Here is a 26,440-nt window from a genome sequence, read left to right on the forward strand (position 1 = left end):
CTGGTTGACTGGGTCCATGGAAGTCACGGCGTCAGCGGCTCGGAGAGCGACCAGGCAGATCACCGTCGGCGACGTCGCGGTGGGCGGCGATGCGCCGGTGACCGTGCAGTCGATGACGATCACCAAGACCGCCGACGTCGAGGGGACGCTGCAGCAGATCTACGCCCTCGCCGCGGCCGGCGCCGACATCGTGCGCTGCACGTGCAACGAGATCGAGGCCGCCGAGGGGCTCGCACGGATCGTCCCGCGCTCGCCGGTACCGATCATCGCCGACATCCACCACCAGTACAAGATGGCGATGGCCGCGATGGAGGCCGGGGTCGACGGGTTGCGGCTCAACCCGGGCAACATCCGCAAGCCCGATCACATCAAGACCGTCGCCCGGGAGGCGAAGGACCGGAACCTGCCGATCCGCATCGGCGTGAACGCCGGCTCGCTCGACCCGAAGCTCTACGAGAAGTACGGCTCGGCCACCCCCGAGGCGATGGTCGAGTCGGCCGAGACCGAGATGCGCTACTTCGACGAGGTCGGCTTCGACCTGATCAAGATCTCGGTGAAGGCGTCGTCGGTCCCGCTGATGGTCGAGTCGTACCGGGCGCTCAGCGAGGTGACCGACCACCCGCTGCACCTCGGTGTCACCGAGGCCGGGCCACCTCCCGCCGGGCTGATCAAGGCGACGGCGGGGATCGCGACCCTGCTGATGGAGGGGATCGGCGACACGATCCGCTACTCGCTCACCGCCGACCCCGTCGAGGAGGCCCGGGCGGGCCGCCAGCTGCTCGAGTCGCTCGGGCTGCGCGAGCGCAAGAACGTCGACCTCATCGCGTGCCCGTCGTGCGGGCGCGCCGAGGTCGACGTGATCAAGGTCGCGAACGACGCGATGGAGGCGTTCGGCGAGCGCGAGCTGCCGATCCAGGTGGCCGTGATGGGCTGCGTCGTCAACGGACCCGGCGAGGCCCGCGACGCCGACATCGGGATCGCCGCCGGCAACAAGCGCGGCCACCTGTTCATCAAGGGGCAGAACGTCGCCGTCGTCCCCGAGGACGAGATGGTCGACCGTCTCGTGGAGTGGGCCGAGTTCATCGCCGAGCACGGGATCGACGCCGCCCTCGAGCGCGCCGATCTCGACAAGGCGCGGCGCGAGGCCGACAAGGACCGCGCCCGGTTGCTCGCCGAGCAGGGCGACGACGTCAACGACGCGGGGGAGAGGATCGTCGAGATCCGCAAGCGCTGAACCCGGGTGACGGCGCCGGGTCACGCCGCCGGGCGCATCCGCTGTCAGAGCGGGGTGACGACGTAGGTCGTGTGCTCCGGGTGGATCGGGGTGCCCGGCGAGAGGTGCAGGGTCGTGCCGTCGACGGTGACGGCCATCTCGTGACCGACCGCCCTGTGGTCGTCGCCCGGCTCCAGGCGCACGAGCGCCACCCCCGCCTCCGGGAGCGCGTAGCGGCCGTCGGTCGGCTCGATCGTCGGCTCGTCGAGCGGGGTCGGATCGACCACCTCGAGGAGCAGCTCGACGTCGACCTCCTTGGAGGTGAGGCCTCCGCGCACGACGTTGTCGCTGGCGCCCATCAGCTCGAGCCCGGCCCCTCCGAGGTAGGCGTGGAGGTTGCCCGCCGTCAGGTGGAGCGCCTGGCCCGGCTCGAGCACCACGTGGTTGAGCAGCATCGTGACGAGCACGCTCGGGTCGTCGGACCCGTAGGTCTCGGCGAGGCGCCTCGCCCAGCGGGCGTGCGGATCGTCGGCGCCCTCCAGCGTGGCGGTCGCGCCCGCCACGTCGACGTCGTGCGCGTAGATCGCACGCATCGCCGCGTCGGTCCCGTCGCCGTCGAGGACGTCGGCGACCTCGTCGAGCCCGAGCGCGCGGAGGTGCTCGACCGACGGCCCCACGGGAGCGAAGCCGCACAGCGCCTCGAAGCGGGTGAGCGCGACGAGCAGCTCCGGCTTGGCGTTCGGGTCGTCGAAGTCGCCTCGGTCGTGCCCGGCCTCGGCCTGCTCGCGCGACGGGTGGGCCTGGAGCGACAGCGGCCGGCCGGCGGCGAGCACCTTGAGCAGGTACGGCAGCTCCCCGGTGAGCTCGACGAGCTCGGAGCCGTCCTCGAGCAGGCTCGGCCCGCTCGGGTGGGTGCCCAGCCACAGCTCCGCCCACGTCTGGCCGCGAGCCGCGACACCGAGCAGGCGGGGGATGAACTCCCCGTCGCCCCAGTCGTAGTGCTGGACGTGTCCCGTGATCACCCGCGCCGGCATCGACCCAGCGTACGACGGATCGGACGAGTCCCGTCAGACGCCGAGCTCGGCGGCCCGATCGAGCACGCCCTCGCGCTCGGCTCCGACGGTCGTGGTGTCGCCGTGGCCGGTGTGGACGACGGTGTCCTCGGGGAGGGGGAGCAGCAGGTCACGGATCGAGGCGATGATCGTCGGCTCGTCGGAGTACGTGCGCCCGGTGGCCCCGGGTCCGCCGCAGAACAGGGTGTCGCCGCTCATCAGCACCCCGGTCTCGACGTCGTGGAAGCAGCAGCAGCCGGGGGAGTGCCCGGGGGTGTGGAGGACCGAGAACTCGTGGCCGCCGGCACGCAGGGTCGTGCCCGGTTCGATGTCGCGGTCCGGCGACTCGCCGCGATGCACCTCGTCCCACAGCATCCGGTCGTCGGGGTGGAGCAGGATCGGGGCGTCGACCGCGTCGCGCAGCGCGACGGCTGCGTTGATGTGGTCGTTGTGGCCGTGGGTCAGCACGATCTGGCGCACCCTCCGACCGCCGATCGCGTCGACGATCGGCTGGTGATCGTGGGCGGCGTCGAACACCACGACCTCGGAGTCGTCCCCGACGATCCAGATGTTGTTGGTGACCTCCCACTCCCCCCCGTCGAGCTTGAACAGCCCGTCGGTGGTGACCAGCTCGATGCTCACGACGCGCTCCCGTCGGTCGCGGCGTCGTCGAGCACGACGACGCTGCGCAGCACCTCACCGCGCTCCATCTTGTGGAACGCCTCCTCGACGTCGCCGAGCCCGATCGTCTCGGTGACGAAGCCGTCGAGGTCCAGTCGGCCCTGGAGGTAGAGGTCGATCAGCATCGGGAAGTCGCGCTCGGGGAGGCAGTCGCCGTACCACGACGACTTCAGCGACCCGCCCTTGCCGAAGACGTCGATGAACGGGAGCTCGATCGTCATCTCGGGGTTCGGCACGCCGACGAGGACGACGCGGCCGGCGAGGTCGCGGGCGTCGAACGCCTGCTTGTAGACCTCGGGGTGGCCGATCGCCTCGATGCACACGTCGGCGCCGTTGCCGTCGGTGACCGAGCGGATGAACTCGACCGGGTCGTCGTTCGACGAGTTGCAGGTGTGGGTGGCGCCGAACCCCTTCGCCCACTCCAGCTTGGTGTCGTCGATGTCGACCGCGATGATCGTCGACGCACCGGCCAGCTTCGCCCCGGCGATCGCGGCGTCGCCGACCCCACCGCAGCCGAACACGGCGACGGATTCGCCGTGGGTGACCTCGCCGGTGTTGATCGCGGCACCCAGGCCGGCCATGACACCGCACCCGAGCAGCCCGGCCGCGGTGGCCGGGGCGTCGGGGTCGACCTTCGTGCACTGGCCCTCGTGGACCAGCGTCTTCTCGCAGAAGGCTCCGATGCCGAGCGCGGGCGAGAGCTCGGTCCCGTCCTCGAGGGTCATCGTCCCCTGCGCGTTGCGGGTGTCGAAGCAGTAGTGCGGCTGGCCGCGCTTGCACGCCCGGCACTCACCGCACACCGCACGCCAGTTGAGCACCACGTAGTCGCCGACCTCGACGTGGGTGACCCGATCGCCGATCTCCTCGACCGTGCCCGCCGCCTCGTGCCCGAGGAGGAACGGGAAGTCGTCGTTGATCCCGCCCTCCCGGTAGTGCAGGTCGGTGTGGCACACCCCGCACGCCGCGATCGAGACCACCACGTCGTTCGGGCCGGGGTCGGGGATGACGATCGTCTCCAGCGAGACGGGCTCGCCCTCGGCGGTCGCGACGATTCCCTGGACGTGTCGACTCATGTCGGGGACCGTAGTTCGGGAACCGAACGGGTCGCTACCGTCGTCCAACGAACATGGACCGACGAACGTTCCTCACCCTGCTCACCGCGACCCCGGCACTGGGGGTCGTCGCCGCGTGCGGCTCCGATGCGATCGACGACGCCGCGGCCCCGGCCGCCGCACCCGACGAGACGCTCCCCCCGGCGACGGACCCGCCCGCCGAGCTCTCGACGCCGCCGACGACGGACAGCCCGACCGGCACCGCGGTCCCGGCGTCCGACGCCCCCGGCGACCTGGTGCTGAGCTACACCGAATCGGGCGGGTTCACCACCCGTGAGTACGCCTTCCAGGACCCGCCGCTGGTGCTGATCACCGCCGGCGGGCAGTTCATCACCACGGCGGTCACGACCCAGGAGTTCCCGCCACCGGCGGTGCCGCAGCACCTGGTCCGTCCGATCGACCCCGCCGGCATCGACGCGATCGTGAGCTCGGCCGCCGACGCCGGGCTGCTCGCCGACGTCGAGTACGAGCGCGACGACCTGATCGCCGACGCCTCCACCGCGACGCTCGCGATCTCCACCGACGAGGGCACCTGGACGCACGAGGCGTACGCGCTCGGCATCGGCGGGGGACCGGGCCTCGACGGCGGCGAGTCGACCGATCGCCGTCGGGCGCTGGCCGACTTCCTCGACTCGCTCGTCGCGGATCCCGGATCCCTGATCGGCGCGGGCGAGCTGGGTGAGCCCTCGGCGTGGGAGCCCCCGGCGTACCAGATCGTCGCCGAGCCGGCTCCCGAGGCGGACCCCTCGCAGCCCGAACCGACGGTGCTCGACTGGCCCGGATCGTCCGGTGTCGACCTCGCGACCGCGTCGGGCTGCACCGAGGTGAGCGCCGAGTCCCTGGGTCCGATCCTGGCCGACGCCGATGCGCTCACCCGCTTCCGCCAGGGTGGCGTCACCTACGCGGTCACCGTCCGCCCGGCCTACCCGGGCCGCGAGTGCTGACACCGGGCACCGGGAGCCGGGCTCCGAGCGCCGAACCCGGGCACCGGGAGCCGGGCTCCGAGCGCCGAACCCGGTCGCCGGGCGCGTCGAAGGGCGCGTCAGAACAGGGTGAGGTCGGCGGAGCGCAGGCCGCGGAGCGCGTCGTAGTCCACCTCGACCCACGTGAACCCGCGCGCCTCGGCGAGCACCTTCGCCTGCGGCTTGATCGACTGCGCGACGTACACCCCGCGCACGTCGCCCAGCGAGGAGTCCATCTCCAGGCGCTCGACGTAGCGGGCCAGCTGCTCCACGCCGTCGATCTCGCCGCGCCGCTTGACCTCCACCGCGACCACCCGGTCGTCGCCGTCACGGCAGACCAGGTCGACGGGACCGATCGCGGTCGGGTACTCGCGTCGGACGAGCCGCAGGCCCGCCTCGATGGAGCCGGGGCTGGCGGCGAGCAGCTCCTGGAGGTGCGCCTCCACCCCGTCCTTCTGCAGCCCCGGGTCGTCACCGAGCTCGACGGAGACGTCGCTGAGCACCTCGTGCAACGTGATGGTCAGGGTCTCGTCCTTCGGGCTGGTGACGACCCAGCGCGCCACGACCCCCTCGACGTCGGCCCCCTCGGCGTGCTCGACGAGGGTGTTCGGCGCGTTCATCCAGTTGAGCGGCTTGTACGCGCCGCCGTCGGCGTGGATCGCCACGCAACCGTCCGCCTTGACCATGATCAACCGGTTCGCCTCGGGGAGGTGGGCGTCGAGGCGCCCGGCGTAGTCGACCGAGCAGCGGGCGATGACGAGGCGCACGCGGTCCGACGCTACCGACCACCCCGCCGCCACCGGACCGGACATCGCACGGGGGGCAGAACCCCATCTGCGATGCGGGCAGCTCGCGTCAGTCGCGACCTTCGACGTGGTCGGCCATGCGTCGCTGGATGAGGGCGCGGCGCTCCTGCAGCTCGCGGTACGTGATCCGGTTGACCGACGACTCGAGGCCCATCGACGCCTTGACGCCGTCGAGGTCGAACTCGACGGCGTTCGGGTCGACGCCGAGCTCCCGCCCGAGGCGCTCGCCGTGCTTCTGGGCGAACAGCATCGAGATGTTCGACACCTCGCCGAGCAGGTCGAGCTCGGGGGCCAGGCGCGAGATGGCCCCGTCGAGGAACACCAGGTTCTTCACGTACAGCATCAGCTCCTTGGGCAGCTTCGCCCCGTAGCCGAGCATCGCCTTGACGACGCGCTGCACCTCGGCGACCATCTCCTCGCCGGTCAGCGACGTCGGGTCGATGACCTCCTGGTCGAGGCGGAGGTCGTGGATGACGGCGTCGACGTCGGTGTCGACCGGCAGAGCTCCGAGGTCGCGCAGGGCCTCGACCTGGGTCCGGGGATCGTTCGTGGTGGCCCCGAGCATCAGGCGCAGGAACGCGTTGCGCCGGCCGCTGTCGAGACGGCCGACGATGCCGTAGTCGAGCAGCGCGGTGCGGCCGTCGTCGAGCACGAGCAGGTTCCCCCCGTGGAGGTCGCCGTGGAAGATCCCCTCGACGATCGCCCCCTCCATGAACGCGATCATCGCGGTCCGCACGACGTCCTCGGTGTCGATCCCGGCGTCGCGCATCCCCGCGACGTCGTCGAAGTTGAACCCGTGGACGCGCTCCATCACCAGCACCCGTCGGGTCACCATCGTCGGGTGGGGTCGGGGGGTGACGTAGCGATCCTGGCCGAGGTCGTGGAGCATCCCCGCGATGTCCAGCATGTTCGCCGCCTCGACGCGGAAGTCGAGCTCCTCGACGATCGTCTCCGCGAACAGCTCGACCAGCGCCGGCGGGTTCGCGAGCGCGGCCACCGGGATCCGCCCGACGAGCGACGGCGCGAGCCACGACATCACCTTCAGGTCCTTGCGCACGAGGGAGGCGACCTGGGGTCGCTGCACCTTGACGACGACCTCCTCGCCGGTGCGCAGCCGCGCCGCGTGCACCTGGGCGATCGAGGCGGCCGCGAGCGCCGTCTCGTCGAAGGACTCGAACACGTCGTCGAGGCGCGCGCCGAGGTCCTGCTCGACCGTCAGCCGGACGACCTCGAACGGCTCCGGTGGCACCTGGTCGCGGCAGCGCTTGAACTCGTCGACCAGCTCGGCGGGGAACAGCCCCTCGCCCGAGGAGATGATCTGGCCGAGCTTGATGTAGGTCGGGCCGAGCGCCTCGGCGGCGAGGCGCAGCCGCCGCGAGATGTCCGCTCGGCTCGCCGCCGGATCCGGTAGGCGCCCGAGGCGCTTGCGGGCCATCCACGGCAGCAGCGCCCGGCCGAGCCGGCCGACGACGGTGAGCACGCGCAGACCGGGGGGCGAGCGCCGCTCGGCCACGAGCTCGGGGACCTCGGCCACCGCGCGTCGCCGCAGGACCCGGGCGAGGTCGAGCCAGCGTGCGTCGGAGCGGTGGATCGTCCACGGGCCGACCTGGGTGAACGACGCCCAGTCGAGATCGGAGCCCACCGGGTCCGGTGACGCCTCCGACGGGTTCGAGGTGGCCGTCGCGCCGTCGGCACCGCTGGTGGGGGTCATGGCTCCATGATGTCGAGATCGGCGTCGGATTCCTGATCAGAACGTGAATCAAGACGCCCGCCACACGGGTCGATGCACGACCATGTCCGTGATCATCCTGACCTCGGTGGAGCTCGTGACGCTGACGACCATGCTGGGCGCTCTCGTCCGCAAGCGCACCTGCGCGCTGCGCCCGATCCCGGCGCGGGCGCCGACGTCGCTCGACCGCTGATCGGCACCGCTCGACCGTGACGTCGCGCGGATGGACGCCGTCCGCTGGATCGTCGGCAGCACGCCGTCGCGGCGTCACCCCTCCTGCACCCGGGCCGACGCCGGCGAGGCCCTCCCCGATCCGGTGAGCCCCCTCGCGTGGACCACGATCCGGGACGCGACGCGCCGCCGACTCCGAGGAGCACCGGGCCGGTTCGCCGACCTCCTCGAGCGCCACGGGTCGCGCGGGCGCTCCCGCCCTGGGGTCGAGCCGCCTCGCTGGCTACGGTGGCCGCGATGAGCGAGAACACCGACGACGAGCGTCCCTTCCGCGTGCTCGGGATCCAGCAGGTGGCGATCGGCGCGCTCGACAAGGACCCGCTGACGTCGCTGTGGTCCGGGCTGCTCGGCGTCGACAAGGTCGGCGACTACCGGGCCGAGTCGGAGAACGTCGACGAGGACGTGCTGAGGATCGGCAGCGGCCCCCACGCCGTCGAGATCGACCTGATGCAGCCGATCGACCCCGATCGCGCCCCGAAGGTCCACGTCCCCGCCCTCAACCACATCGGGTTGTGGATCGACGACCTGCCGGCCGCCGTCGACTGGCTGAGCGAGCGCGGGATGCGCTTCACCCCCGGCGGGATCCGACGGGGCGCGTCGGGCCACGACGTCTGCTTCGTGCACCCGCGCGGCAGCGACGACGCTCCCCGCTCGGGCGAGGGCGTGCTGATCGAGCTGGTGCAGGCGCCCGACGACGTCGTCGCCGCACTCGGCTGACACGTCGCCGCCCCCGGCCGCGCGCCGATCGCCACCCGGCGAGGTCGCCACGACTCGGCCGCCCGCCGTCGCCTCTGGCAACCTGGCGCTCCTGTGAGCGACACCGACGCAGCACCGGGCCCGCTCGACGGCATCCGCGTCGTCGAGCTGGCGGTGTGGGTCGCCGGCCCGTCGGCTGCCGGGATCATGGCCGACTGGGGAGCGGACGTGATCAAGGTCGAGTCCGCCGCCGGCGATCCCCAGCGGGCGGTGTTCAGCTCCATCGGCGTGCGGTCCGACATCCCCGTCCCACCCTTCGAGATCGACAACCGCGGCAAGCGGTCGATCGTGATGGATCTGCGCGACCCCGACGAGCTCGAGCGGTTCCACTCGCTGCTCGCGTCCGCCGACGTGATGGTCACCAACATGCGCGTCGGTGCCCTCGAGCGTCTCGGCCTCGACCACCCGACGGTGCGCGATCGCCACCCGCACCTCGTGTACGGGCTGGTCACCGGCTACGGCCACGAAGGCGACGAGCGCGATCGCGCCGGGTACGACGTCGGTGCCTACTGGGCCCGGTCGGGCCTCGCCCACACACTGGTCCCGCCCGGCGCGCTGCCGCCGAGCCCGCGCTCGGGGATGGGCGACCACCAGACCGGGATGACCCTGGCCGCCGGTGTGATGGCCAAGCTCGTCGAGCGCGGCCGGACCGGGATCGGCGGGTTCGCGACGACGAGCCTGCTGCGGACGGGGATGTACTCGATCGGGTGGGACATCGGCATCCAGCTCCGCTTCGACCGCCGAACCCCGACCGTGGGTCGCGACGAGAGCCCCACCCCGCTCGTCAACAGCTACCTCGCCTCCGACGGAGCGGGCTTCTGGCTGATCTGCCTCGAGGGCGATCGGCACTGGCCGAAGGTGGTCGCGGCGACCGGGCGCGACGACCTCGCCGCGGACGAGCGCTTCGCGACGAGCCGCGACCGGATGCACCACGGCCCGGCGCTCGTCGCCGAGCTCGAGGCGACGTTCGCCGCCGAGCCGATGGAGCGGTGGCGCGAGCGATTCGACGCCCACGACGTGTGGTGGTCCCCGATCCAGTCGATCGAGCAGGTCATCGACGACCCCCAGGCCCAGCCGGGCTTCGTCGAGATGACCCCGCGCCGGCGAGGAGCCGTTCCGGGCCGTCGCCACCCCGGTCGACTTCGACGATCGCACGATGCGCCCCGGCCCCGTGCCACGACTCGGCGAGCACACCGACGAGATCAACGCGCAGATCGCCGCCGAGCTCGACGCCGCACGGTCGGGCGCCGACGGCGGCGCCGGGCCCGGCGACCTCAGAAGCGGGGGAGCCGCCCGTCGGTGAACGCGGCGATGCCCTCGGCGTACTCCTCGCCGGCCATCGCCTCGCCCATCAGGCGCAACGAGTCGGCGACGCTGGATGCGGGGTCGTGGCGGAGCAGGTCGGCCACGAGCTGGCGCTTGGTGGTGGCGACCGCCTCCGGGCCGGTGCGCGCGACCAGCTCGTCGCACCAGTCGCGTGCCGCCGCGACGGTCGAGGGCCCGTCGCCGAGCACGGCGTTCCACAGGCCCCAGTCGGCGGTCTCCGCGCCGGTGAACACCCGGCCCGACAGCAGCAGGTCGGCGGCGCGCGTCGTGCCGACCAGGCGCGGGAGGGTCCAGGTCGCGCCGTACTCGGCGGGGAGCCCGAGCTTCGGGGCGGCGGTGGTCAGCTTGGCCGTCGCGCTGACGAAGCGCAGGTCGCAGAACAGGGCGAGCGAGAGCCCGATCCCGGCGCAGGCGCCGTTGATCGCGGCGACGATCGGGTGGCGGTACCCCAGCTGCCAGGCGAAGTCGGCGTCGAGGCGGTCGCCGCCGCCGGGGGTGGCGTGCTGCGGCGGCAGCCCGGTGTCGTAGGATCCACGCTCGACGTGGCCCCGCAGCGCCTCGCTGTCGCCGCCGACGCAGAAGGTCGGCCCGTCGCCGGTCACCAGGACCACCCGGACGTCGTCGCGGTGCTCGAGGTCGGCCATGATCGAGCGGTACTCGGCGTGCATCCGCCCGGTCCACGCGTTCGCCCGGTGCGGGCGCGACAGCCACACCGTCGCCACCCGGTCGCTCACCTCCGAGCGGGTCGCGCGCAGCTCGTCCACCACGACGAGGACCTCAGCCCCAGAGCGAGCGCAGCACGGGGTCGGCGAGCTCGGGCCGGCACACGATGAAGTCCGGCAGCCACGGGTCGCGCTCGTTGTACACGAGCGGCGTGCCGTCGAGGCGCGACGCGTGGAACCCGGCCGCCATCGCGACCGCGGCCGGCGCGGCGGAGTCCCACTGGTACATGCCGCCGTCGTGGACGTAGATGTCCGCGCTGCCCATGACCACGGCCATCGCCTTGGCCCCCGCGGAGCCGAGGCGCACGGCGTCGGCACCGAGCCCCTCGGCGACGAGGACGGCCGAGTAGGGCGCGCGGCTGCGCGAGGTGACCACGATCGGCCGGTCGCGCTCGATCGGCGGGATCGACGGCGCCGGCTCGGTGGCGAACACGGCGCGCATCGCCGGGAGGCTGACCGCCGCCGCTCCGAAGCGGTCGTGGGTCCACAGCGCGACGTGGACCGCCCAGTCGCTGCGCCCCGGTTCGCTGAACTCCCGGGTGCCGTCGAGCGGGTCGATGATCCACACCCGACCGGAGTCGAAGCGCCGCTGATCGGTCGACCCCTCCTCCTCCGACAGCACCGCGTCGTCGGGGCGGTGGGCGTGGAGCTCGCGAGCCAGGAACTCCTGGGCGGCGGCGTCCCCGGCGTCCTTGACGTCCCACTGCGACGCCCCCCGGGCGAAGAGCTCCTCGCGCAGCCCGACGAGGATCCGTCCCGCGTCGACCGACAGCCGAGTCGCGAGCTCGGCATCGGTCTCGACGGGGGACATGGCCGACATCATGCCAGCAGGTCGCCGTCTCTGGCAGACTCGCTGCGAGCGAGGAGCACGATGGGACGAGCGATCACGGTCCGCTACGGCGACCACCTGCGACAGGTGGTCTCGCTCCGAGCGCCCTCGGGCCGGGGGCCGCACCCGACGGTGGTGGTCGTGCACGGCGGGTTCTGGAGGTGGCCGTGGGGTTCGTGGAGCACGGTGCTGCTCGGGCGGGACGTCCGGGCGCGGGGGTGGGCGTCCGCGACGATCCGCTACCGCCTGCTCGGACCGGGCGGGCGGGGGCGGGGTGCGTGGGTGCACCGTTCGCTCGGTCTCCTCGGCCGGGACCCGGGGCCCGGGGGCTGGCCGCAGACCTTCCACGACGTCCGCGACGCGATCGCGGCGGTGGGCGGGCGCGTCGACGTGGTCGACGCGTCGAGGATCGTGCTCGTCGGTCACTCCGCCGGCGGCCACCTGGCGCTGTGGGCCGCGGGTGGCGATCCGACGAGGCGCGCCGACCGCGGCGAAGGCGACGCGGACGACCGCGATGCGGGACGCCCGGGTGACCGCGACCGGTCTCGCCCGGTCGAGCCGATCGGCGTCGTGTCGTTGGGAGGGGTGTGCGACCTCGCCCCGGGGTGGACGAGGGGGGACGAGGCCGTGGTGCGCCTGATCGCCGACGCGCCCCCCGATCGTCGCCTCGAGCTCACCTCGCCGCTGCACCGGCTCCCGCTCGGCACCCCGGTGGTGTGCGTCCACGGCTCGCTCGACGAGACGGTGTCGCCGACGCAGTCGCGGCGCTTCGTGGAGGCCGCGGTCGGCGCCGGCGACGACGCTCGCCTCGTGGAGATCGCCGACGAGGGCCACCGCGACGGCCTGCGACCGGGGTCGCGGTCGTGGACCGAGGCCGCTCTCGCGATCTCTGAGTGGTTCGGAACCTCAGGGACCGCTCAAGACGGGGGGTCGCCGGCCCGATAGTGGAGCCGTGGGCACGAGCGGGCGCGCGCCGAGCGGATGGAGCGGGTGGTCGACCACCGCTTCGGGCGCCGAGGTGAGGGTGACGAGCGAACGGCTTGCGACCGACCAGGTCGCCAACCGCATGTTCCCCAAGGTGCGCTCGTGGATCGCCCTCGGGGCCCCGCTCGAGCTGCTGAGCCCGCTGTCGATCGCACGGGTCGTCGCGATCGCCGCCTCGGCGACCTGGCTGCTCGGTGCGCTCGCCGGGGTGGTGCCGACCGTGATCGGGCTCGTCCTCGCCGCGTCCGCGGCCGGCGCCGTCGGGTCGTTGGCGTCGATGCGCGCCCTCGCGCAGCGACAGGGCACCGCGATGGCGGCTGCCACGCTCGTAGCGATCGCGATCGCCGTCGCCGCGTCGTCGAGCACCGACCGGGTCCTGCTGCACGCCCCCCTGCTGGCGATCCTGTCGGTGTACGTCGGGCTGTTCTCGCGCCCACGGGCGCTGCTGCTCTCCCAGCTCGTGGGGTGTGCGGTCATGCTCGCGACCCTCGGCTGGACGAGCCACGGCACCGGCACGGGCGACGGGGCCTCGGTCCTGGTGTTCGCCGTCGTGCTGTCGTCGATGACCGCCCTGTCGGCGCGGACGTCGCGCATGGCCGGCCTGCTCGACGCCGACACCGGCCTGTCGAACGCGCGGGGGATCGAGCGTCGGATCGTCTCGCGCGAGAGCGGTGTCGACCAGGTGATCGCCACGATCCACCTCAGCGGGGTGAACGAGGTGCGCGACGCGCTCGGGCACAACGCGGGCTCCGAACTGGTCCGTCGTGCGGTGGAGGACCTCGGTCAGGTGCTCCCGGCGTCGACGGGCATCGGGCGCAGCGGGGACGACATCGTCGTGGTCGTCGACGTCGAGCCGCCCGCGTGCGGAGCGCTCGGGCGCGACGGCGACGCGACCTCGGGCACCGGACCCCTCCGCGAGGCGATCGAGTCCGTGGTGGCGCGCACGGTCCGCCACATCGAGACCGCCATCGGCAGCGGGCGCTACATGGTCGGCCAGATCGAGGTGGCGCTGATCGCGCACGTCGGGGTGACCACGACGGACCCCCGCGCCGAGCACGGCGCCGGCGAGCTGCTGCGCCAGTCGGCGCTCGCCGCCCGCGAGGCGCGCGACCAGGGGCGCTCGTGCGCACGCTGGAGCGGCGAGGAGACGGCGTTCAGCGCCGCCGACCTCGAGATCCTCGCCGACCTGCGGACCGCCTCGGACCGTGGTGAGCTGTGGATCGCGTACCAACCCCAGGTGCGGGCGCCGGACGGTCGGATCGTCGCCGCCGAGGCGCTGCTGCGCTGGTCGAGCCCGACCCACGGCGCGGTCCCGCCCGGGCGGTTCATCCCCCTGGCCGAGCGGACGGGCCTCGTCGACCGACTGACCGAGTGGGTGCTCGGGGAGGCGCTCGACGCGCAGGTGCGCTGGCGACGGCTCGGCCACGACATCACGGTGTCGGTCAACGTGTCGCCGCTCTCGCTGCGGTCGCTCGAGTTCGCCGAACGGGTGATCGACGAGATCGACGTCCGCGACCTCCCCTCGGACGTGCTGATGCTCGAGGTGACCGAGTCGGTGGCGTTCGACGTGCCCGAGGCGGTCGAGCGCCTCGCCCCGCTGCGGGCGCGTGGGGTGAAGGTGTCGATCGACGACTTCGGCACCGGCTGCACCTCGCTCGCGATCCTCCCGCAGCTCCCCCTCGACGAGCTCAAGGTCGACCAGGAGTTCGTGTGCGGCGCGACCACGTCGTCGGCGAGCGAGGCGATCGTGCGATCGGTGTGCGAGCTCGGCCACCGCCTCGGTCTGACCGTCGTCGCCGAGGGCGTCGAGGACTCCGAGCTCGCCGACCTGATGACGGTGTTCGGGTACGACCTCCTCCAGGGCTACCACTTCGCCCGTCCGATGCCCGAGGACCAGCTGATCGCCCGGCTCGCCGCCCAGGACGACTTCTCGACGGCGCACGACCCGAGAGTGCAGACCCCGATCGTCCTGGATTCGACCGGTCGTCCGGTCCCGACCGCACCCCGCGCACGATGAGGTTCGACATCGATCGCTACCTGACGGCGGTGGAGGCCCTCGACGACGACGACATCGACTACGACGCGTTCCTCGACGATCCGCTCGACGAGGGATCGCTGCGGTGCCTGCGCTACATGCACGACGTCGAGCACCACACCACGTGCTACCTGCGCGACCTGCTGGTCACCTCGGCCCACGACGATCCGACCGTCACGTCCTTCCTGGCGATGTGGGTGTACGAGGAGTTCTGGCACGGCGAGGCGATCGCCAAGGTCCTGGCCCGCCACGCCGAGCCCGCCGGCCGGCCACGGGTCGCGGCGATGCGCTCGCGCGTCGGGCGCGACCGCCTGCGCACCCTCGGGTTCATGGCGGCGTCGAGCGTCACCGACCACGTCGTGACGATCGCGATGACCTGGGGGGCGATCAACGAGTGGACGACGCAGGCCGGCTACCTGCGCCTGGCCGAGACCTCGCGCCACGAGGTGCTCGCGCCCCTGCTGCGCCGGATCGCGCGCCAGGAGGGCCGCCACATCGACTTCTACGCGTCGCAGGCCGAGGAGCGGCTGTCCCGCTCGGCCGGGGCGCGGCTCGTCACCCGGGCGGCGCTGCGGGCGAAGTGGTCACCCGTCGGTGCGAACGTCATGCCCGCCGCCGAGACGGAGCACCTGATCGGGCACCTCTTCGCCGGCCCCGACGGCGAGGCGATCGCCGACCGGGTGGACCGCCGGATCCACCGCCTGCCGGGCCTCGGCGGTCTCGATCTCGTCCGGGGCGTGCGCACCCGCGTCTGCGGTGCGTCGACGAGCGCGCCGGCACCCGATCCGGTCCTGCGCCTGGTGTCCTGATCGGGCGGCGCGGTCGGGTCGCTGACCCCGCCGGTCGTCGATCCCGGCTCGACCGAGCTCACGTCCGACGCGCCGCACGCCGCCGACACCGGTCTCTGGCGCGGCGGCGCGCGCCGTCAGGCGAGCTTCTTGTACTTGATCCGGTGCGGGGTGTCCGCGCCGGCTCCGAGCTCCGCCTTGCGGCGCTGCTCGTACTCGCTGAAGTTGCCCTCGAACCAGCGCACCTGGCTGTTCCCCTCGAACGCGAGGACGTGGGTCGCGATGCGGTCGAGGAACCACCGGTCGTGCGAGATCACCACGGCGCACCCGGGGAACGACTCGAGGCCGGCCTCGAGGGCGCGCAGGGTGTCGACGTCGAGGTCGTTGGTCGGCTCGTCGAGCAGGAGCACGTTGCCGCCGGACTTCAGCAGCTTCGCGAGGTGGACGCGGTTGCGCTCCCCGCCGGAGAGGTCGCCGACCCGCTTGCCGTGGTCGGTCCCCTTGAAGTTGAAGCTCGACACGTAGGTGCGCCCGTGGATCTCGCGACCCCCGACGTCGAGCACCTCGCCGCCACCGGTGATCTCGTCGTAGACGGTGGCGTCGGGGTCGAGGTCGTCACGGTCCTGGTCGACGTAGGACAGGTCGACGGTGTCACCGATGCGGATCGACCCGGAGTCGGGCTCCTCGCGACCCGCGAGCATCTTGAACAGCGTCGTCTTGCCGGCGCCGTTGGGGCCGATGATGCCGACGATGCCCGCCGGCGGCAGCGAGAACGACAGGTCGTCGATCAGCAGCTTGTCGTCGAAGCCCTTCGACAGGCCCTCGACCTCGATCACGTTGTCGCCGAGGCGACGGCCGGCCGGGATCGTGATCTGCAGCGTGGAGTCCTGCAGCTCGGCGGCCTTGGCCTCGGCGTGCAGCTTCTCGTACGCGTTGAGGCGCGCCTTGCCCTTGGCCTGGCGTGCCTTGGTCCCCATTCGGACCCACTCGAGCTCGCGTGCGAGCGTGCGCTTGCGGGCGTCGTTGCTGCGCTCCTCGCGCTCGAGTCGCTCCTGCTTCTGCTCCAGCCACGAGGTGTAGTTGCCCTCGAACGGGAGGCCGCGGCCGCGCTCGAGCTCGAGGATCCACTTCGCCACGTTGTCGAGGAAGTAGCGATCGTGGGTGACCGCGACGACGGTGCCGGCGTAGTCGGCGAGGAACCGCTCCAGCCAGTCGACCGACTCGGCGTCGAGGTGGTTGGTCGGCTCGTCGAGCAGCAGCAGGTCGGGGCGAGACAGCAGCAGGCGGCAGAGAGCGACGCGGCGTCGCTCGCCGCCGGACAGCACCGACACGTCGGCGTCGTCGGGCGGGCAGCGCAGGGCGTCCATCGCGATGTCGACGTTGCGCTCGAGCGACCAGGCGTCGGTCGCCGAGATCTGGTCCTCGAGCGTGGCCTGGCGCTTGCCGATCTTGTCGTAGTCGGCGTCGGGGTCGGCCCAGCTGGCCATCACCTCGTTGTACTCGTCGATGATCGACTGCACGGCGGCGACGCCGTCCATCACGTTGCCCTTGACGTCCTTGTCGGGATCGAGCTGCGGTTCCTGGGACAGGTACCCGACCGTGTGACCGGCGGTGAGTCGGGCCTCGCCGGAGTACCCGTCGTCGAGGCCCGCCATGATCTTCAGCAGCGACGACTTGCCGGCGCCGTTGGCCCCCAGGACGCCGATCTTGGCTCCCGGGTAGAAGGACAGCGAGATGTTCTCCAGCACCGTCTTGTCCGGCGGGTGCACGCGCTTGAGCTTGTGGGCCTGGTAGATGAATTCGTGCGCCATGGTGCGCGCAGGTTATCGCCGGGGCCGATGGGCCCCGGCCGGTCGGCGGCCTCCGGGCGATCCGTCGCGCCGATCGCGATCTCCGCCCCGCGGCGCGTCGGACCGGGTGCACCGGGACCGGTTCCGTCAAGTGTCCGTCCAGATGGCGGTCGGGGGTGCGCCGCGCGCGCACGGTCACCCGCACGATCGAGCGGACAGGACCGGACCGAATGCGAGACATCACCGACGCACCCGCGACCGAGGGGCTGCGGCGCAGGCGGACGCCCCGGGCGGCGTCGCTGGTCGCGGCGGGGTCGATCGCGCTCGGGGCGTGCTCCGCGTCGACCATCGCCGACGACGCCTCCGGCGCCGCGCGGGTCGAGTACCCGACGGCCGCCGACGCGGTCGGGTGGGGTGACGACGACGTCCACCTGGTCGTGGCGACCGTCGGGGCCACGCCGGCGGTCGGCTCGGCGACCGGTGCCGCGCCGACGCTCGCGCTCGACGCGCCGCCCCCGGGCCTGACCCCGGTGGCGCCGCGCGGGGCGGCCGAGATCGCGGCGGTCGCCGAGGCCGGGCCCGGCAGCTTCATCGCCGTCGACGTCCTCGGCGAGGTGGGCCCCGCGGGGACCCGCTACCTGCGGACCCTCACCACCCTGCGAGCGATCGACGGCGGAGCGGCGGCGACCGCGACGCCCGTCGACCCCGACGAGGTGCACGCCGAGCTGGACGAGGACACCTCGGCACCGGCGGTCGCCGACCCCTCGGACGGGATCGGGGTCCAGGTGGGCGACGAGGGGATCGACGCGGCGATCGCCGAGCGGATCGCCGCCCTGCCGGGGGTCGTGGCGGTCGAGGTCGTCGGTCCGGGGATCGTCACGGTGTCGGTCGATGCCGATGCGGGCAGCGACGCCGTCGAATCCGAGATCGCGGATCTCGACGGGGTGGTCGGCGTCGAGCGGGATCTCCTCGCCTCCCTCTCCGCCGACCCCCGCGAGGCCGAGCAGTGGGCGCTCGCGAACACCGGAGCGGGGTCGCAGGCCGCGGGGTGGTCGGGGACCGCGGACGCCGACATCGACGCCCACGAGGCGTGGGAGGTCACGACGGGGAGCGGCGTCGTGGTCGCGGTGATCGACTCGGGTCAGGACCTCGGCCACCGCGACCTCGCCGCGAACGGGTGGACCAACCCCGGTGAGGACTGCACGAACCGGATCGACGACGACCGCAACGGCTACGTGGACGACTGCCGGGGATGGGACTTCGGCAACGGCGACGCGGACCCGAGCACGCCGCCGAGCAGCGACGGCGAGCACGGGACCCACGTCGCGGGGATCATCGCCGCCGCGGCCGACGGCGTCGGGGTCGTCGGCGCCGTCCCCGACGCGACGCTGATGCCGCTGAAGGTCGCCCGCGACGACGGCGCGATCCCGATGTCGGGCGTCGCGGCGGCGATCCGCTACGCCGTCGACAACGGCGCCCGGGTGGTGAACGTCTCGCTCGGCACGGCACCGGGCTCGCGGATCGGCTCGAACTCGACGACCGAGCTCGCCATCCGACACGCTCGCGACCGCGGGGTCCTGGTCGTGGTCGCGGCCGGCAACGACGGGGCGGACCTCGACTCGACCGGGCCCGGCTGGCCGGCCGGCTTCTCCACGTCCTACGACAACGTGCTGACCGTCGGCGCCTCGACGAACAGCGACGCGCGTGCGTCGTTCTCCAACCGCGGCTCCCACGTCGGCCTGCACGCGCCGGGGTGGGCCGTGCTCTCGACGCTGCCGGGCGACGTGGAGGGGTTCCGCTTCGGCACCTCCATGGCGGCTCCGTACGCCGCGGCCGGAGCGGCCGCGGTCATCGCGTCGGGTCTCGCGACGGCGCCGCGCGACGTGATCGCACGATTGCGGTCGACCTCGGCCGATCTCGGGTGGGGTCGCCGCCTGGACCTCGCCGCCGCGGTGGGCTGGGAGCCGCCGCTCGGCGCGGACGAGCTCGACGTCACGCTCGCCGGCGCCGACCGCCTCGTCGCCGACGTCGTGTCCGACCTGGCGTGGACGATCGCAGCGCCCACGGAGACGACGGCCGCCGGGGTGCGGGTTTCGGTCGCCGCGCGCGCGGACGGCCTCGTCGGCGCCGTCGACGGCCTGGAGCTCGACGTCTCCGACGCCGTCGGGGGCCTGGGGGTCGTGACGTCGGACCGATCCGGGCGCTTCCCCGTTCTCCCGGTGCGCGACCGCGACCTCCTCGTCGCCGACGGTCTCGTGCTGTCCGCGTCGATGTCCCTTCCGGCCGCGGAGTACGCCTTCGTCCTCGAGCTGGTCGACGCGGACGGCGACCGGATGTCCGATCCGTACGTCACCTACGTCTCGTCGACCGACGCGCCCCCGCCCGCGAGCGGAGGCGGAGCGACGACGCCGACGACCCGGGACCCGTCGGGCGCGGACGGACCGACGCCGACGTCGACGGCGAACCCGCCCGCGGCGAACCCGCCCTCGACCCCGACGAGCACGCCGGACGTGACGCCGTCCACCGCGCCGAGCCCGGTGCCGCCGAGCTCGCCGACGCCCACCACGGCGCCCTCGTCCGGATCGGGCCCGACGGCCCCGACGGTGCCGGTGAGCGGCCCCGTCCCGACCGCGCCCGGTGGATCGGGTCGGCCGACGAGCGGGCCGACGACCGCGAGCCCGACACCGACGACGGTGCGCCGCTCGACGCCGCCGACCGGTGGCCCGAGCGTGCCGGTGACGACGGCTCCGTCCGGCGCCGGCTCGACACCGGCGACGACCCCGGTCATCGCCCCGACGACCACCGTGGCCCCGGTCCCGTCGACCTCCCCGGTGCCGACGACGGCCCCGGCCACGCCGACGACGGCGCCGTCCGACCCCACCGGCGCTGGCGCCCGTGGCGGTCGGTACCGGGCGGGTTCGATCAGCCCCGCCGTCGGAGGCACCTCCGGCTCGACGCGTGTCGTGATCGACGGGCGGTTCCCGACGTCGGTCCCGGTGTACGTGTGGTTCGGCGACCAGCGCACGGCGGCCGCCCAGGCACGGCCGGGCGCGGACGAGATCGTCGTGGAGGCCCCGGCGGTCGACTCGGCGGGGGTGCGCGACGTCGTCATCCGCTTCTCCACCGACCGGCCCCACGAGCTGCGGCTCCCGGCGGCGTTCACCTACGTCGACGACTCCCCGTCGGGTCCCTCGACCCCGAACGGGCCGGCGACGACGGCGCCCGCCGCGCCACCCGTCCCGGGCGGATCCGGTGGCGGGCCGGCGACCCCCACGACGGCGCCGCCGACCGCACCCACCAGCACTCCCACCAGCGCGCCGTCGGGCGGCCCGGGGCCCGGCGCGCCGACGCCTCCGCCGCCGAGCGGCGCCCCGACGTCTCCGACCCCGTCCACGTCTCCGACGCCGACGACGTCACCCACGCCGACCACGCCACCGGCGCCGACCTCGCCGTCGCCGACGACCGCCGCCCCCGCTCCGACACCGACGGCTCCTCCGTTCGAGAGGGCCCTCGGGCGCCTGACGATGCGGACCCCGTCGTCGGGAACCTCCCTCGCCCGTCTCTCGGCGCGGTCGTGGCCGCGGCAGGGGTGCCGGGCGGCGGTGTGCGACGGTTCGCGCCTGTGAGGTCGAGCGGCGTCAGTGCCGCTTGACGCCGCCGTACTTCATCCGGGTGTCGGACATCGCGGCCGCACGCGCCTCGTCGTCGTTCACCCCGGCGTCGACGATCTCGCCGACGAACAGGGTGTGCGTCCCGAGCGCGAGGGTGTGGCGGACCTCGCAGTCCACCCACGCCAGCGCTCCGTCGAAGATCGGCGCGCCGGTGGTCGCGCTCGACACCGGGCGGCCGTTGAGCGAGTCCCCGTCGTCGTCGGCGGGCTTGGAGAACTTGACGAAGACCCGGGTGTCCTCGGCGTCCCACAGGTTGACCGAGAACGCTCCGGCACCCGAGATCAGCTCGTGGGTCACGGCGTCGTCGTCGACGCCGACGCCGATCAGCACCGGCTCCATCGAGAGCTGCGTGATCCAGCTCGTGGTCATCGCGTTGCGGCGTCCGTCGTGGGCCGACCCGACGAGCGCCAAGGCGTTCGGGATCTTCCAGGTCACCTTGTTGATCAGCTCTGCGTCGACGCTCACGCCGCCGAGGCTAGGACATGACGTCGCCGGGGCGCTCACGTCGGCGAGACGCGGACGTCACCGCGGCGACGCGAGGACGTCACCGCGCCGAGGCGAGGACCTCACGCCCGAGGCGTCGATGCACGTCACCGCCGCGAGGAGGACCGATCGCCGCGGGCCAGCCGGAGCGCTTCGCCGAGCGGGATCCGGCTGCCGGTCCGCAGCAGCGTGAACTCGTACACGCGAGCGGCGAGCGCCAGAACGGCGACGGCCGACGCGACGAGGAGCGCGAGCGCGACGATCACCACGCCGAGCGAGGCCGTCCCCTGGGCGACCGTGATCGGGAGGGCGAACGGCGACGTGAGCGGGACGATCGACACCACCGTGGCGAGGGTGGAGTCGGGCGATCCGACCGCCTGGAACGCCAGCACGTACCCGATGAAGATCGGCAGGAAGACCGGGAGCATCGCCTGCTGGCCGTCCTCCTGGCGCGAGATCAGCGATCCGACGAGCGCGAACATCGTCCCGTACAGCGTGAACCCGAGGACGAAGACGACCACGACCAGCGGGAGCGACGTGTAGGCGGAGACCGGGACGTCGGCGAAGTCCGACACGGCGAGCGCCCCGAGCAGGCCGAGCACGATGATCACGACGTGGCAGAGGGCGAGGACGCCGATCCCCGCGATCTTGCCGACGAGGAGGCTGCGCGGGGAGACGAGCGACAGGAGGATCTCGACGATCCGGTTGGACTTCTCCTCCACGACGACCATCGCGACCTGCGAGCCGTACGCCTGGATCGCGAAGAACATCACCAGCATGGCGATCAGCGCGACGGCGGTGCGTGCGGGGGCGCTGTCGCTCGCGGGATCGACGATCTCCTCCGTCGTGCGGACCGGGGCGACCAGCTCGGCGGCGTCGTCCGGCGAGATCCCGAGGTCGACGGCGCGGGCGTCGAGCTCGGCGCGGGTGAGGGCGCCGACGACGATCGAGCCGAGCTCGGGGTCGGCCTCGCGCTCCCACACCAGGGTCCCGCCGGCGAGCACGGCGAGGTCGACCTCACCGTTCGACACCGCCTCCCGTGCGGCCGCCTCGCCGAGCTCGACCACGTCCACCTCGATGCCGTCGGGCGTGCCCGCCCGGAGCGCCGGCCCGAGCTCCGCACCCGCTGCCACCTCGTAGGTCCTCGTCTCGTCGTCGTCGCCGTCGCCGAAGAGGGCGGCACCGACGACCGCCGCGACCGAGACGAGCACGAGGACGACGGTGGTGACCCGGAACGCCGTCGAGCGGACGCGGGTGACCACCTCGCGCCGCGCCACCTCGTTCACGGCCGATCGACGACGGACGGTCCCCTCCGCCCGGGTCACGTCGCGACCTCCCGGTCGTGCGCCCGCACCCGCTGCGAGTCGTCGACGCGGTCCGCGCGATCCGCACGGCCCCGCGACACCGCTTCGGTGAACACGACGTCGAGCGACGGCGGTTCGAACCGGAACGAGACCACCGCGCCGAGCGCGGCGGCCGAACCCATCAGCGCGGTGGGGTCGGCCTCGGCGGGGAGGCGGAAGACGCACCGGCCCGGTCCGCGCGCGACGAGCCGCGCTCCCGGCGGGCTCCAGGTGCCGACGTCGACCGATTCGTCTCCCCAGGAGATCTCGAGCTCACGCCAGCTCGAGCGCGTCCGGATCTCGCTCGCCGGCCCCGACTCGACCACCCGGCCCTCGTCGACGATGACGACCTCGCGGCACATCTCCTGCACGAGGTCGAGCTGGTGACTCGAGAGGAGCACCGCGACCCCCCGCTCGGTCTGCTCGGTGATGATCTCGCGCAGCGCGTCGATCGCGAACGGGTCGAGCCCGGCGAACGGCTCGTCGAGGACGAGCAGCTCGGGTTCGTGGACGAGCGCGACGGCCAGCTGCACCCGCTGCTGGTTCCCGACCGAGAGCTCCTGCAGCTCGCTGTCGTGGCGATGGGAGAGCCCGACGCGCGCGAGGAGGGCGTCGGAGCGTGCCTGCGCCCGCCGTCCGTCGAGCCCCCCGAGGCGGCCGAAGTACGCCACCTGCTCGTGGACGCGCATCCGGTCGTAGAGCCCGCGCTCCTGGGGCATGTACCCGAAGCGTCGTCGCACGGCACCGTCGATCGCTGCGCCGTTCCAGGTGATCTCGCCGCCGTCGGTCGAGACGAGGCCCATCACCGCCCGCATCGTGGTGGACTTGCCCGCCCCGTTCGGCCCGAGGAAGCCGACGAGCCCGCCCGGCTCGACGTGGAGGTCGCAGCCGTCGACGGCCACGACGTCGCCGTAGCGCTTGCGGAGCCCGGCGACCCGCAGGCCCGCTGAGGTCACGCGCGGTCGCTCCCGCCGATGCGGTGATCGACGGGGTGATCGACGTCGACGACCGGGAAGCGGGGGTCGTCGCCGAGCGGCCCGCCGACCTCGAGGCCGTCGGCCGCGTACGGCGGCGACACCTCCCACGGGCGCGTCGCGAACGTCGCGTCGTCGCCGAGCCAGCGGAAGCTGACCGCACGGCGACGGTGGTCGAGGTCGTTGCCCGGGGCGTCGTGCAGCGTCCGGTAGTGGAACGCGACCACGTCACCCGGCTCGACGTCGAAGCTCAGCACCCGGTGCTCGCCCGACGCGATCTCGGCGTCGATGTCGGGGACGATCTCGAAGTCGTGCCCGCCGCCGGTGACGGCGGGGGAGTAGGGGTCGTGGTCGAGGAAGCGGCGCGGCACGAACCAACGGTCCCAGCGGTGCGATCCCGCGACGAAGCGCATCCCGCTCGCGGCGGGGACCGGATCGAGCGCGACCCACAGGCTCACGTTCTGGTCTCCGTCGATGCAGTAGTACGGCTGGTCGTGGTGCCAGGGCGTCCGCTCGAGCGCACCCGGCTCCTTGACCAGCACGTGCTCGTGGAAGAAGCGGACCCGCTCGGATCGCATCAGCGTGCGCGCGACCGAGGCGAGGGGGCCCTCGAAGGCCACCCGACGGTGCGGCTCCACCTCGGGCCACGTCACGTAGTCGGTCCAGAACCCCACCGCACGGTCGGCACGGGTGTACCAGTGGGCCCACCCGCTCGGGTGCGTGCGGTTGCGCTCGACCCCGTCGGCGAGGACGGCGAGCCACTCGTCGTCGAGCACCCCGCGCAGGACGTGGGCACCGTGGCGCGAGAAGCTCTCGACGTCGGCGGGGTCGATCGACGGCACCGGATCAGTCTCGCACCGGTCCAGGCGACCTGCGACGGCGGGCTCCGGGTACCGTCGGTCCATGAGCACCCGGATCCCGACCGCCCCCTTCGGATCGACGGGTCACCGATCGACCCGGCTCCTGTTCGGCGCCGCCGCGCTCGGCGCCATGAGCCCCGAGCGTGCCGACGCGACCCTGGCCGACGTGGTGCGGTGGGGGATCAACCACATCGACACGGCCGCTTCGTACGGCGAGTCCGAGGACCGCCTGCGGCCGTGGCTCGCCGACCACCGCGACGAGGTCTTCCTCGCCACCAAGACGGGCGAGCGCGGCGGCGACGCCGCACGGGCCGAGCTGGAGCGGTCGCTCGAGCGGATGGACGTCGATCGCGTCGACCTGATCCAGCTGCACAACCTGGTCGACCCCGACGAGTGGGAGACGGCCTTCGCCCCCGGCGGAGCCGTCGAGGGTCTGGCCCGGGCCCGTGACGAGGGGGTGGTCTCCCACATCGGGGTCACCGGCCACGGGCTGCCGGTCCCGGGCCAGCACCTGCGCAGCCTGGAGCGCTTCGACTTCGCCTCGGTGCTGTTCCCGGTGAACTTCGTGCTCATGGAGAACCCCACCTACCGAGCGGACGTGGAGGCGCTGGTCGAGGCGTGCACCGACCGCGGCGTCGCGATCCAGACGATCAAGTCGATCGCCCGTGGCCGGTGGAGCGACGACGAGGGCCCCCGCTTCAGCTGGTACGAACCGCTCGACGACCCCGAGCCGATCGGCCGCGCCGTCCGCTACGTCCTCGGCGACGAGCGGTTGTTCCTCAACACGACGAGCGACGCGCGCAAGCTCGAGATGATCGTCGACGCCGCGACCGGTGACCTCTCCGCGCCCGACGACGCCGACATGCGCGCCGACGTGGAGCGCGAGGGGATCACCCCGCTGTTCGACGAGCGCCGGCCGGTGAGCATCTGAGGGGTCGCGCCGGACGGGTCGATCCTCGACGGGCTGTGCGGTTCCGACCGACGCCTGGCAGACTGACGCCGACGCGCCCCTCATACCCGGGCGCCCCATGGTGGTCATAGCTCAACAGGTAGAGCACCAGGTTGTGATCCTGGCGGTTGGGGGTTCAAGTCCCCTTGGCCACCCTGCGCAGCGATGCGTGAACCCGCGGTGCGAGAGGTACCCTCCCGCTCCGCCTTGCTTCTCTAGCTCAATTGGCAGAGCAGTGGACTCTTAATCCATTGGTTCTGGGTTCGAGTCCCAGGGGAAGCACCACCGGCCCCGGCGCCGCGCTCAGCCGCTCCAGCGCTGCTGCTCGCGGAACCGGCCGACCGACAGCGGCGTCGAGCGAGCTCGTCGCTGGCGGGCCCTGGTCGTGGCGAGGAACGCCACCGCACCGATCACCACGAGCACCACCCCGGCGATCGTCGTGGTCGCCCGGCGGTAGGTCGCCAGGCGGGGGATGGCGGCGACCCACACGTCGCCCGACAGCGCCGGGACGACGAACGCCGGGACCGCGTACCCGAACGTCACGATCGACAGCCCGATCGCGGCGCACCCGATCGCGAACGCGAACGAGGACTCGCCGCGCTCGGGGCGCAGCAGCAGACCGAGCACGAGCGCCACCAGGCCGAGGCCGGCACCGACCATCCAGATCCAGGTCGTCGCCGTCGCGACCACGGCCAGCGACGTGACGCGCTGGACCGGCAGGGCGATCGGCGGCTGGAGGGCGACGCGCTCGCTGCGCACGAGCTGGACCTGCTCCGCGCTCTCGATCAGCACCGGTTCGTCGGTGTCGCCGATCAGCCGGGCGTGGGCGTCGGCGGTGAAGCCGCGGATCTCCTTCGACATCTCGCGGACCTGGAGGTGACCCTCGATCCGGTCGCGCAGCGCTGCGGGCGAGATGCTCATCGTCGCGGCGTCCGACCCCGACACCACGTTGGCGATCTGCAGGCGGATGTCCTCGTCGCCGACGATCGCGAACGTCGATCCGGTGTCGGGGGAGGGGGTGAACGCGACGCGGTCCATCCACAGCAGACCCGTCGCGACGGCCAGCAGCACCCCCGCCACCAGCAACAGGAGACCACCCACCGAGCGACGCACCCGCCGAGTCTGCCAAACGTGACCCCTACGC

23 protein-coding genes, 2 tRNA genes and 1 pseudogene are annotated in these 26,440 nt (G+C 73.0%); 13 read left to right on the top strand and 13 right to left on the bottom strand.

The annotated features are described in order from the left end of the window. Positions 1-16: 16 nt before the first annotated feature. Positions 17-1,234, top strand: coding sequence for a flavodoxin-dependent (E)-4-hydroxy-3-methylbut-2-enyl-diphosphate synthase (gene ispG, locus ACOOHC_RS06630; protein ID WP_420453218.1), 1,218 nt, complete (start codon positions 17-19; stop codon positions 1,232-1,234). A gap of 44 nt (positions 1,235-1,278) precedes the next feature. Here ispG and manA read toward each other — a convergent pair whose 3' ends face one another. From manA to ACOOHC_RS06645, 3 genes are read right to left on the bottom strand one after another with little or no spacing between them, the layout of a single operon-like run. Then, the gene (manA, locus tag ACOOHC_RS06635; protein ID WP_420453219.1) at positions 1,279-2,247 is read right to left on the bottom strand and encodes a mannose-6-phosphate isomerase, class I; all 969 of its coding nucleotides are present in this window, start codon (positions 2,245-2,247) and stop codon (positions 1,279-1,281) included. Between the two features lie 33 nt (positions 2,248-2,280). Then, positions 2,281-2,901 (bottom strand): MBL fold metallo-hydrolase, encoded by a 621-nt coding sequence (locus ACOOHC_RS06640; protein ID WP_420453769.1) that lies wholly within the window; start codon positions 2,899-2,901, stop codon positions 2,281-2,283. A 2-nt stretch (positions 2,902-2,903) separates the two neighbouring features. After that, a complete protein-coding gene (locus tag ACOOHC_RS06645; protein WP_420453220.1) occupies positions 2,904-4,019 on the bottom strand; it encodes an S-(hydroxymethyl)mycothiol dehydrogenase in 1,116 nt (371 codons plus the stop codon). A 53-nt stretch (positions 4,020-4,072) separates the two neighbouring features. Here ACOOHC_RS06645 and ACOOHC_RS06650 point away from each other — a divergent pair, with 53 nt between their 5' ends. Next, entirely contained in the window at positions 4,073-5,002 is a 930-nt protein-coding gene (locus ACOOHC_RS06650) for a hypothetical protein (protein WP_420453221.1), read from the top strand. 98 nt (positions 5,003-5,100) lie between these two features. Here the strand turns inward: ACOOHC_RS06650 and nucS are convergent, their stop codons facing one another. Both nucS and ACOOHC_RS06660 read right to left on the bottom strand, forming a co-directional pair. Then, complete coding sequence (gene nucS / locus ACOOHC_RS06655; protein WP_420453222.1) at positions 5,101-5,787, bottom strand: endonuclease NucS; 687 nt, start codon at positions 5,785-5,787, stop codon at positions 5,101-5,103. Positions 5,788-5,875: 88 nt separating this feature from the next. Next, positions 5,876-7,537, bottom strand: coding sequence for an ABC1 kinase family protein (locus ACOOHC_RS06660; RefSeq protein ID WP_420453223.1), 1,662 nt, complete (start codon positions 7,535-7,537; stop codon positions 5,876-5,878). An 82-nt stretch (positions 7,538-7,619) separates the two neighbouring features. Between ACOOHC_RS06660 and ACOOHC_RS06665 the strand changes: the two genes are divergently transcribed. The 4 genes and pseudogenes from ACOOHC_RS06665 (at position 7,620) to ACOOHC_RS06680 (ending at position 9,845) form a co-directional block, all read left to right on the top strand. Beyond that, positions 7,620-7,748: a hypothetical protein gene (locus tag ACOOHC_RS06665; RefSeq protein ID WP_420453224.1), complete on the top strand. Its 129-nt coding sequence runs from the start codon at positions 7,620-7,622 to the stop codon at positions 7,746-7,748. A gap of 275 nt (positions 7,749-8,023) precedes the next feature. Then, positions 8,024-8,503, top strand: a complete 480-nt coding sequence (locus ACOOHC_RS06670; protein WP_420453225.1) for a VOC family protein — start codon at positions 8,024-8,026, stop codon at positions 8,501-8,503. 153 nt (positions 8,504-8,656) lie between these two features. Further along, positions 8,657-9,646: pseudogene (locus ACOOHC_RS06675) on the top strand (CaiB/BaiF CoA transferase family protein); the annotation flags it as partial. 52 nt (positions 9,647-9,698) lie between these two features. Next, positions 9,699-9,845, top strand: a complete 147-nt coding sequence (locus ACOOHC_RS06680) for a hypothetical protein (RefSeq protein ID WP_420453873.1) — start codon at positions 9,699-9,701, stop codon at positions 9,843-9,845. On the opposite strand, the gene ACOOHC_RS06685 is transcribed toward ACOOHC_RS06680, so the two are convergent. Both ACOOHC_RS06685 and ACOOHC_RS06690 read right to left on the bottom strand, forming a co-directional pair. Next, on the bottom strand, positions 9,817-10,635 hold the full coding sequence (locus tag ACOOHC_RS06685) for an enoyl-CoA hydratase-related protein (protein ID WP_420453226.1): 819 nt from the start codon (positions 10,633-10,635) through the stop codon (positions 9,817-9,819). The genes ACOOHC_RS06680 and ACOOHC_RS06685 overlap by 29 nt on opposite strands. A 10-nt stretch (positions 10,636-10,645) precedes the next feature. Continuing rightward, positions 10,646-11,401 carry an inositol monophosphatase family protein gene (locus ACOOHC_RS06690; RefSeq protein WP_420453227.1) on the bottom strand — a complete coding sequence of 252 codons (756 nt, stop codon included), beginning with the start codon at positions 11,399-11,401 and terminating at the stop codon, positions 10,646-10,648. 60 nt (positions 11,402-11,461) lie between these two features. Here ACOOHC_RS06690 and ACOOHC_RS06695 point away from each other — a divergent pair, with 60 nt between their 5' ends. From ACOOHC_RS06695 to ACOOHC_RS06705, 3 genes are all read left to right on the top strand, one after another. Further along, a complete protein-coding gene (locus ACOOHC_RS06695; RefSeq protein WP_420453228.1) occupies positions 11,462-12,364 on the top strand; it encodes an alpha/beta hydrolase family protein in 903 nt (300 codons plus the stop codon). A gap of 79 nt (positions 12,365-12,443) precedes the next feature. Beyond that, positions 12,444-14,420, top strand: a complete 1,977-nt coding sequence (locus ACOOHC_RS06700; RefSeq protein ID WP_420453229.1) for a putative bifunctional diguanylate cyclase/phosphodiesterase — start codon at positions 12,444-12,446, stop codon at positions 14,418-14,420. After that, positions 14,417-15,247, top strand: coding sequence for a ferritin-like domain-containing protein (locus ACOOHC_RS06705; RefSeq protein WP_420453230.1), 831 nt, complete (start codon positions 14,417-14,419; stop codon positions 15,245-15,247). The genes ACOOHC_RS06700 and ACOOHC_RS06705 overlap by 4 nt, the downstream gene beginning before the upstream one ends. A 116-nt stretch (positions 15,248-15,363) precedes the next feature. Here the strand turns inward: ACOOHC_RS06705 and ettA are convergent, their stop codons facing one another. After that, complete coding sequence (gene ettA, locus ACOOHC_RS06710; protein WP_420453231.1) at positions 15,364-17,037, bottom strand: energy-dependent translational throttle protein EttA; 1,674 nt, start codon at positions 17,035-17,037, stop codon at positions 15,364-15,366. A gap of 209 nt (positions 17,038-17,246) precedes the next feature. On the opposite strand from ettA, the gene ACOOHC_RS06715 reads away from it, so the two are divergent. Beyond that, complete coding sequence (locus ACOOHC_RS06715) at positions 17,247-20,642, top strand: S8 family serine peptidase (protein ID WP_420453232.1); 3,396 nt, start codon at positions 17,247-17,249, stop codon at positions 20,640-20,642. 12 nt (positions 20,643-20,654) lie between these two features. On the opposite strand, the gene ACOOHC_RS06720 is transcribed toward ACOOHC_RS06715, so the two are convergent. The 4 genes from ACOOHC_RS06720 to ACOOHC_RS06735 all read right to left on the bottom strand — a co-directional run bounded on the left by ACOOHC_RS06720 (position 20,655) and on the right by ACOOHC_RS06735 (position 24,329). After that, the gene (locus ACOOHC_RS06720) at positions 20,655-21,152 is read right to left on the bottom strand and encodes a flavin reductase family protein (RefSeq protein ID WP_420453233.1); all 498 of its coding nucleotides are present in this window, start codon (positions 21,150-21,152) and stop codon (positions 20,655-20,657) included. Between the two features lie 125 nt (positions 21,153-21,277). After that, a complete protein-coding gene (locus tag ACOOHC_RS06725; protein WP_420453234.1) occupies positions 21,278-22,456 on the bottom strand; it encodes an ABC transporter permease in 1,179 nt (392 codons plus the stop codon). Positions 22,457-22,491: 35 nt separating this feature from the next. Continuing rightward, positions 22,492-23,469, bottom strand: a complete 978-nt coding sequence (locus ACOOHC_RS06730; RefSeq protein WP_420453235.1) for an ABC transporter ATP-binding protein — start codon at positions 23,467-23,469, stop codon at positions 22,492-22,494. Continuing rightward, a complete protein-coding gene (locus tag ACOOHC_RS06735) occupies positions 23,466-24,329 on the bottom strand; it encodes a phytanoyl-CoA dioxygenase family protein (protein ID WP_420453236.1) in 864 nt (287 codons plus the stop codon). Before ACOOHC_RS06735 ends, ACOOHC_RS06730 begins: the two co-directional genes overlap by 4 nt. A gap of 61 nt (positions 24,330-24,390) precedes the next feature. Between ACOOHC_RS06735 and ACOOHC_RS06740 the strand changes: the two genes are divergently transcribed. The 3 genes from ACOOHC_RS06740 (at position 24,391) to ACOOHC_RS06750 (ending at position 25,581) form a co-directional block, all read left to right on the top strand. After that, positions 24,391-25,278, top strand: coding sequence for an aldo/keto reductase (locus ACOOHC_RS06740; protein WP_420453237.1), 888 nt, complete (start codon positions 24,391-24,393; stop codon positions 25,276-25,278). Positions 25,279-25,378: 100 nt separating this feature from the next. Further along, positions 25,379-25,451, top strand: a tRNA-His gene (locus tag ACOOHC_RS06745). A gap of 54 nt (positions 25,452-25,505) precedes the next feature. Further along, positions 25,506-25,581, top strand: a tRNA-Lys gene (locus ACOOHC_RS06750). Positions 25,582-25,599: 18 nt separating this feature from the next. Here the strand turns inward: ACOOHC_RS06750 and ACOOHC_RS06755 are convergent. Next, the gene (locus ACOOHC_RS06755; protein WP_420453238.1) at positions 25,600-26,409 is read right to left on the bottom strand and encodes a hypothetical protein; all 810 of its coding nucleotides are present in this window, start codon (positions 26,407-26,409) and stop codon (positions 25,600-25,602) included. Between the last annotated feature and the right edge of the window lie 31 nt (positions 26,410-26,440).

The organism is Ilumatobacter sp., from assembly GCF_965215205.1.
Lineage (GTDB): Bacteria > Actinomycetota > Acidimicrobiia > Acidimicrobiales > Ilumatobacteraceae > Ilumatobacter_A.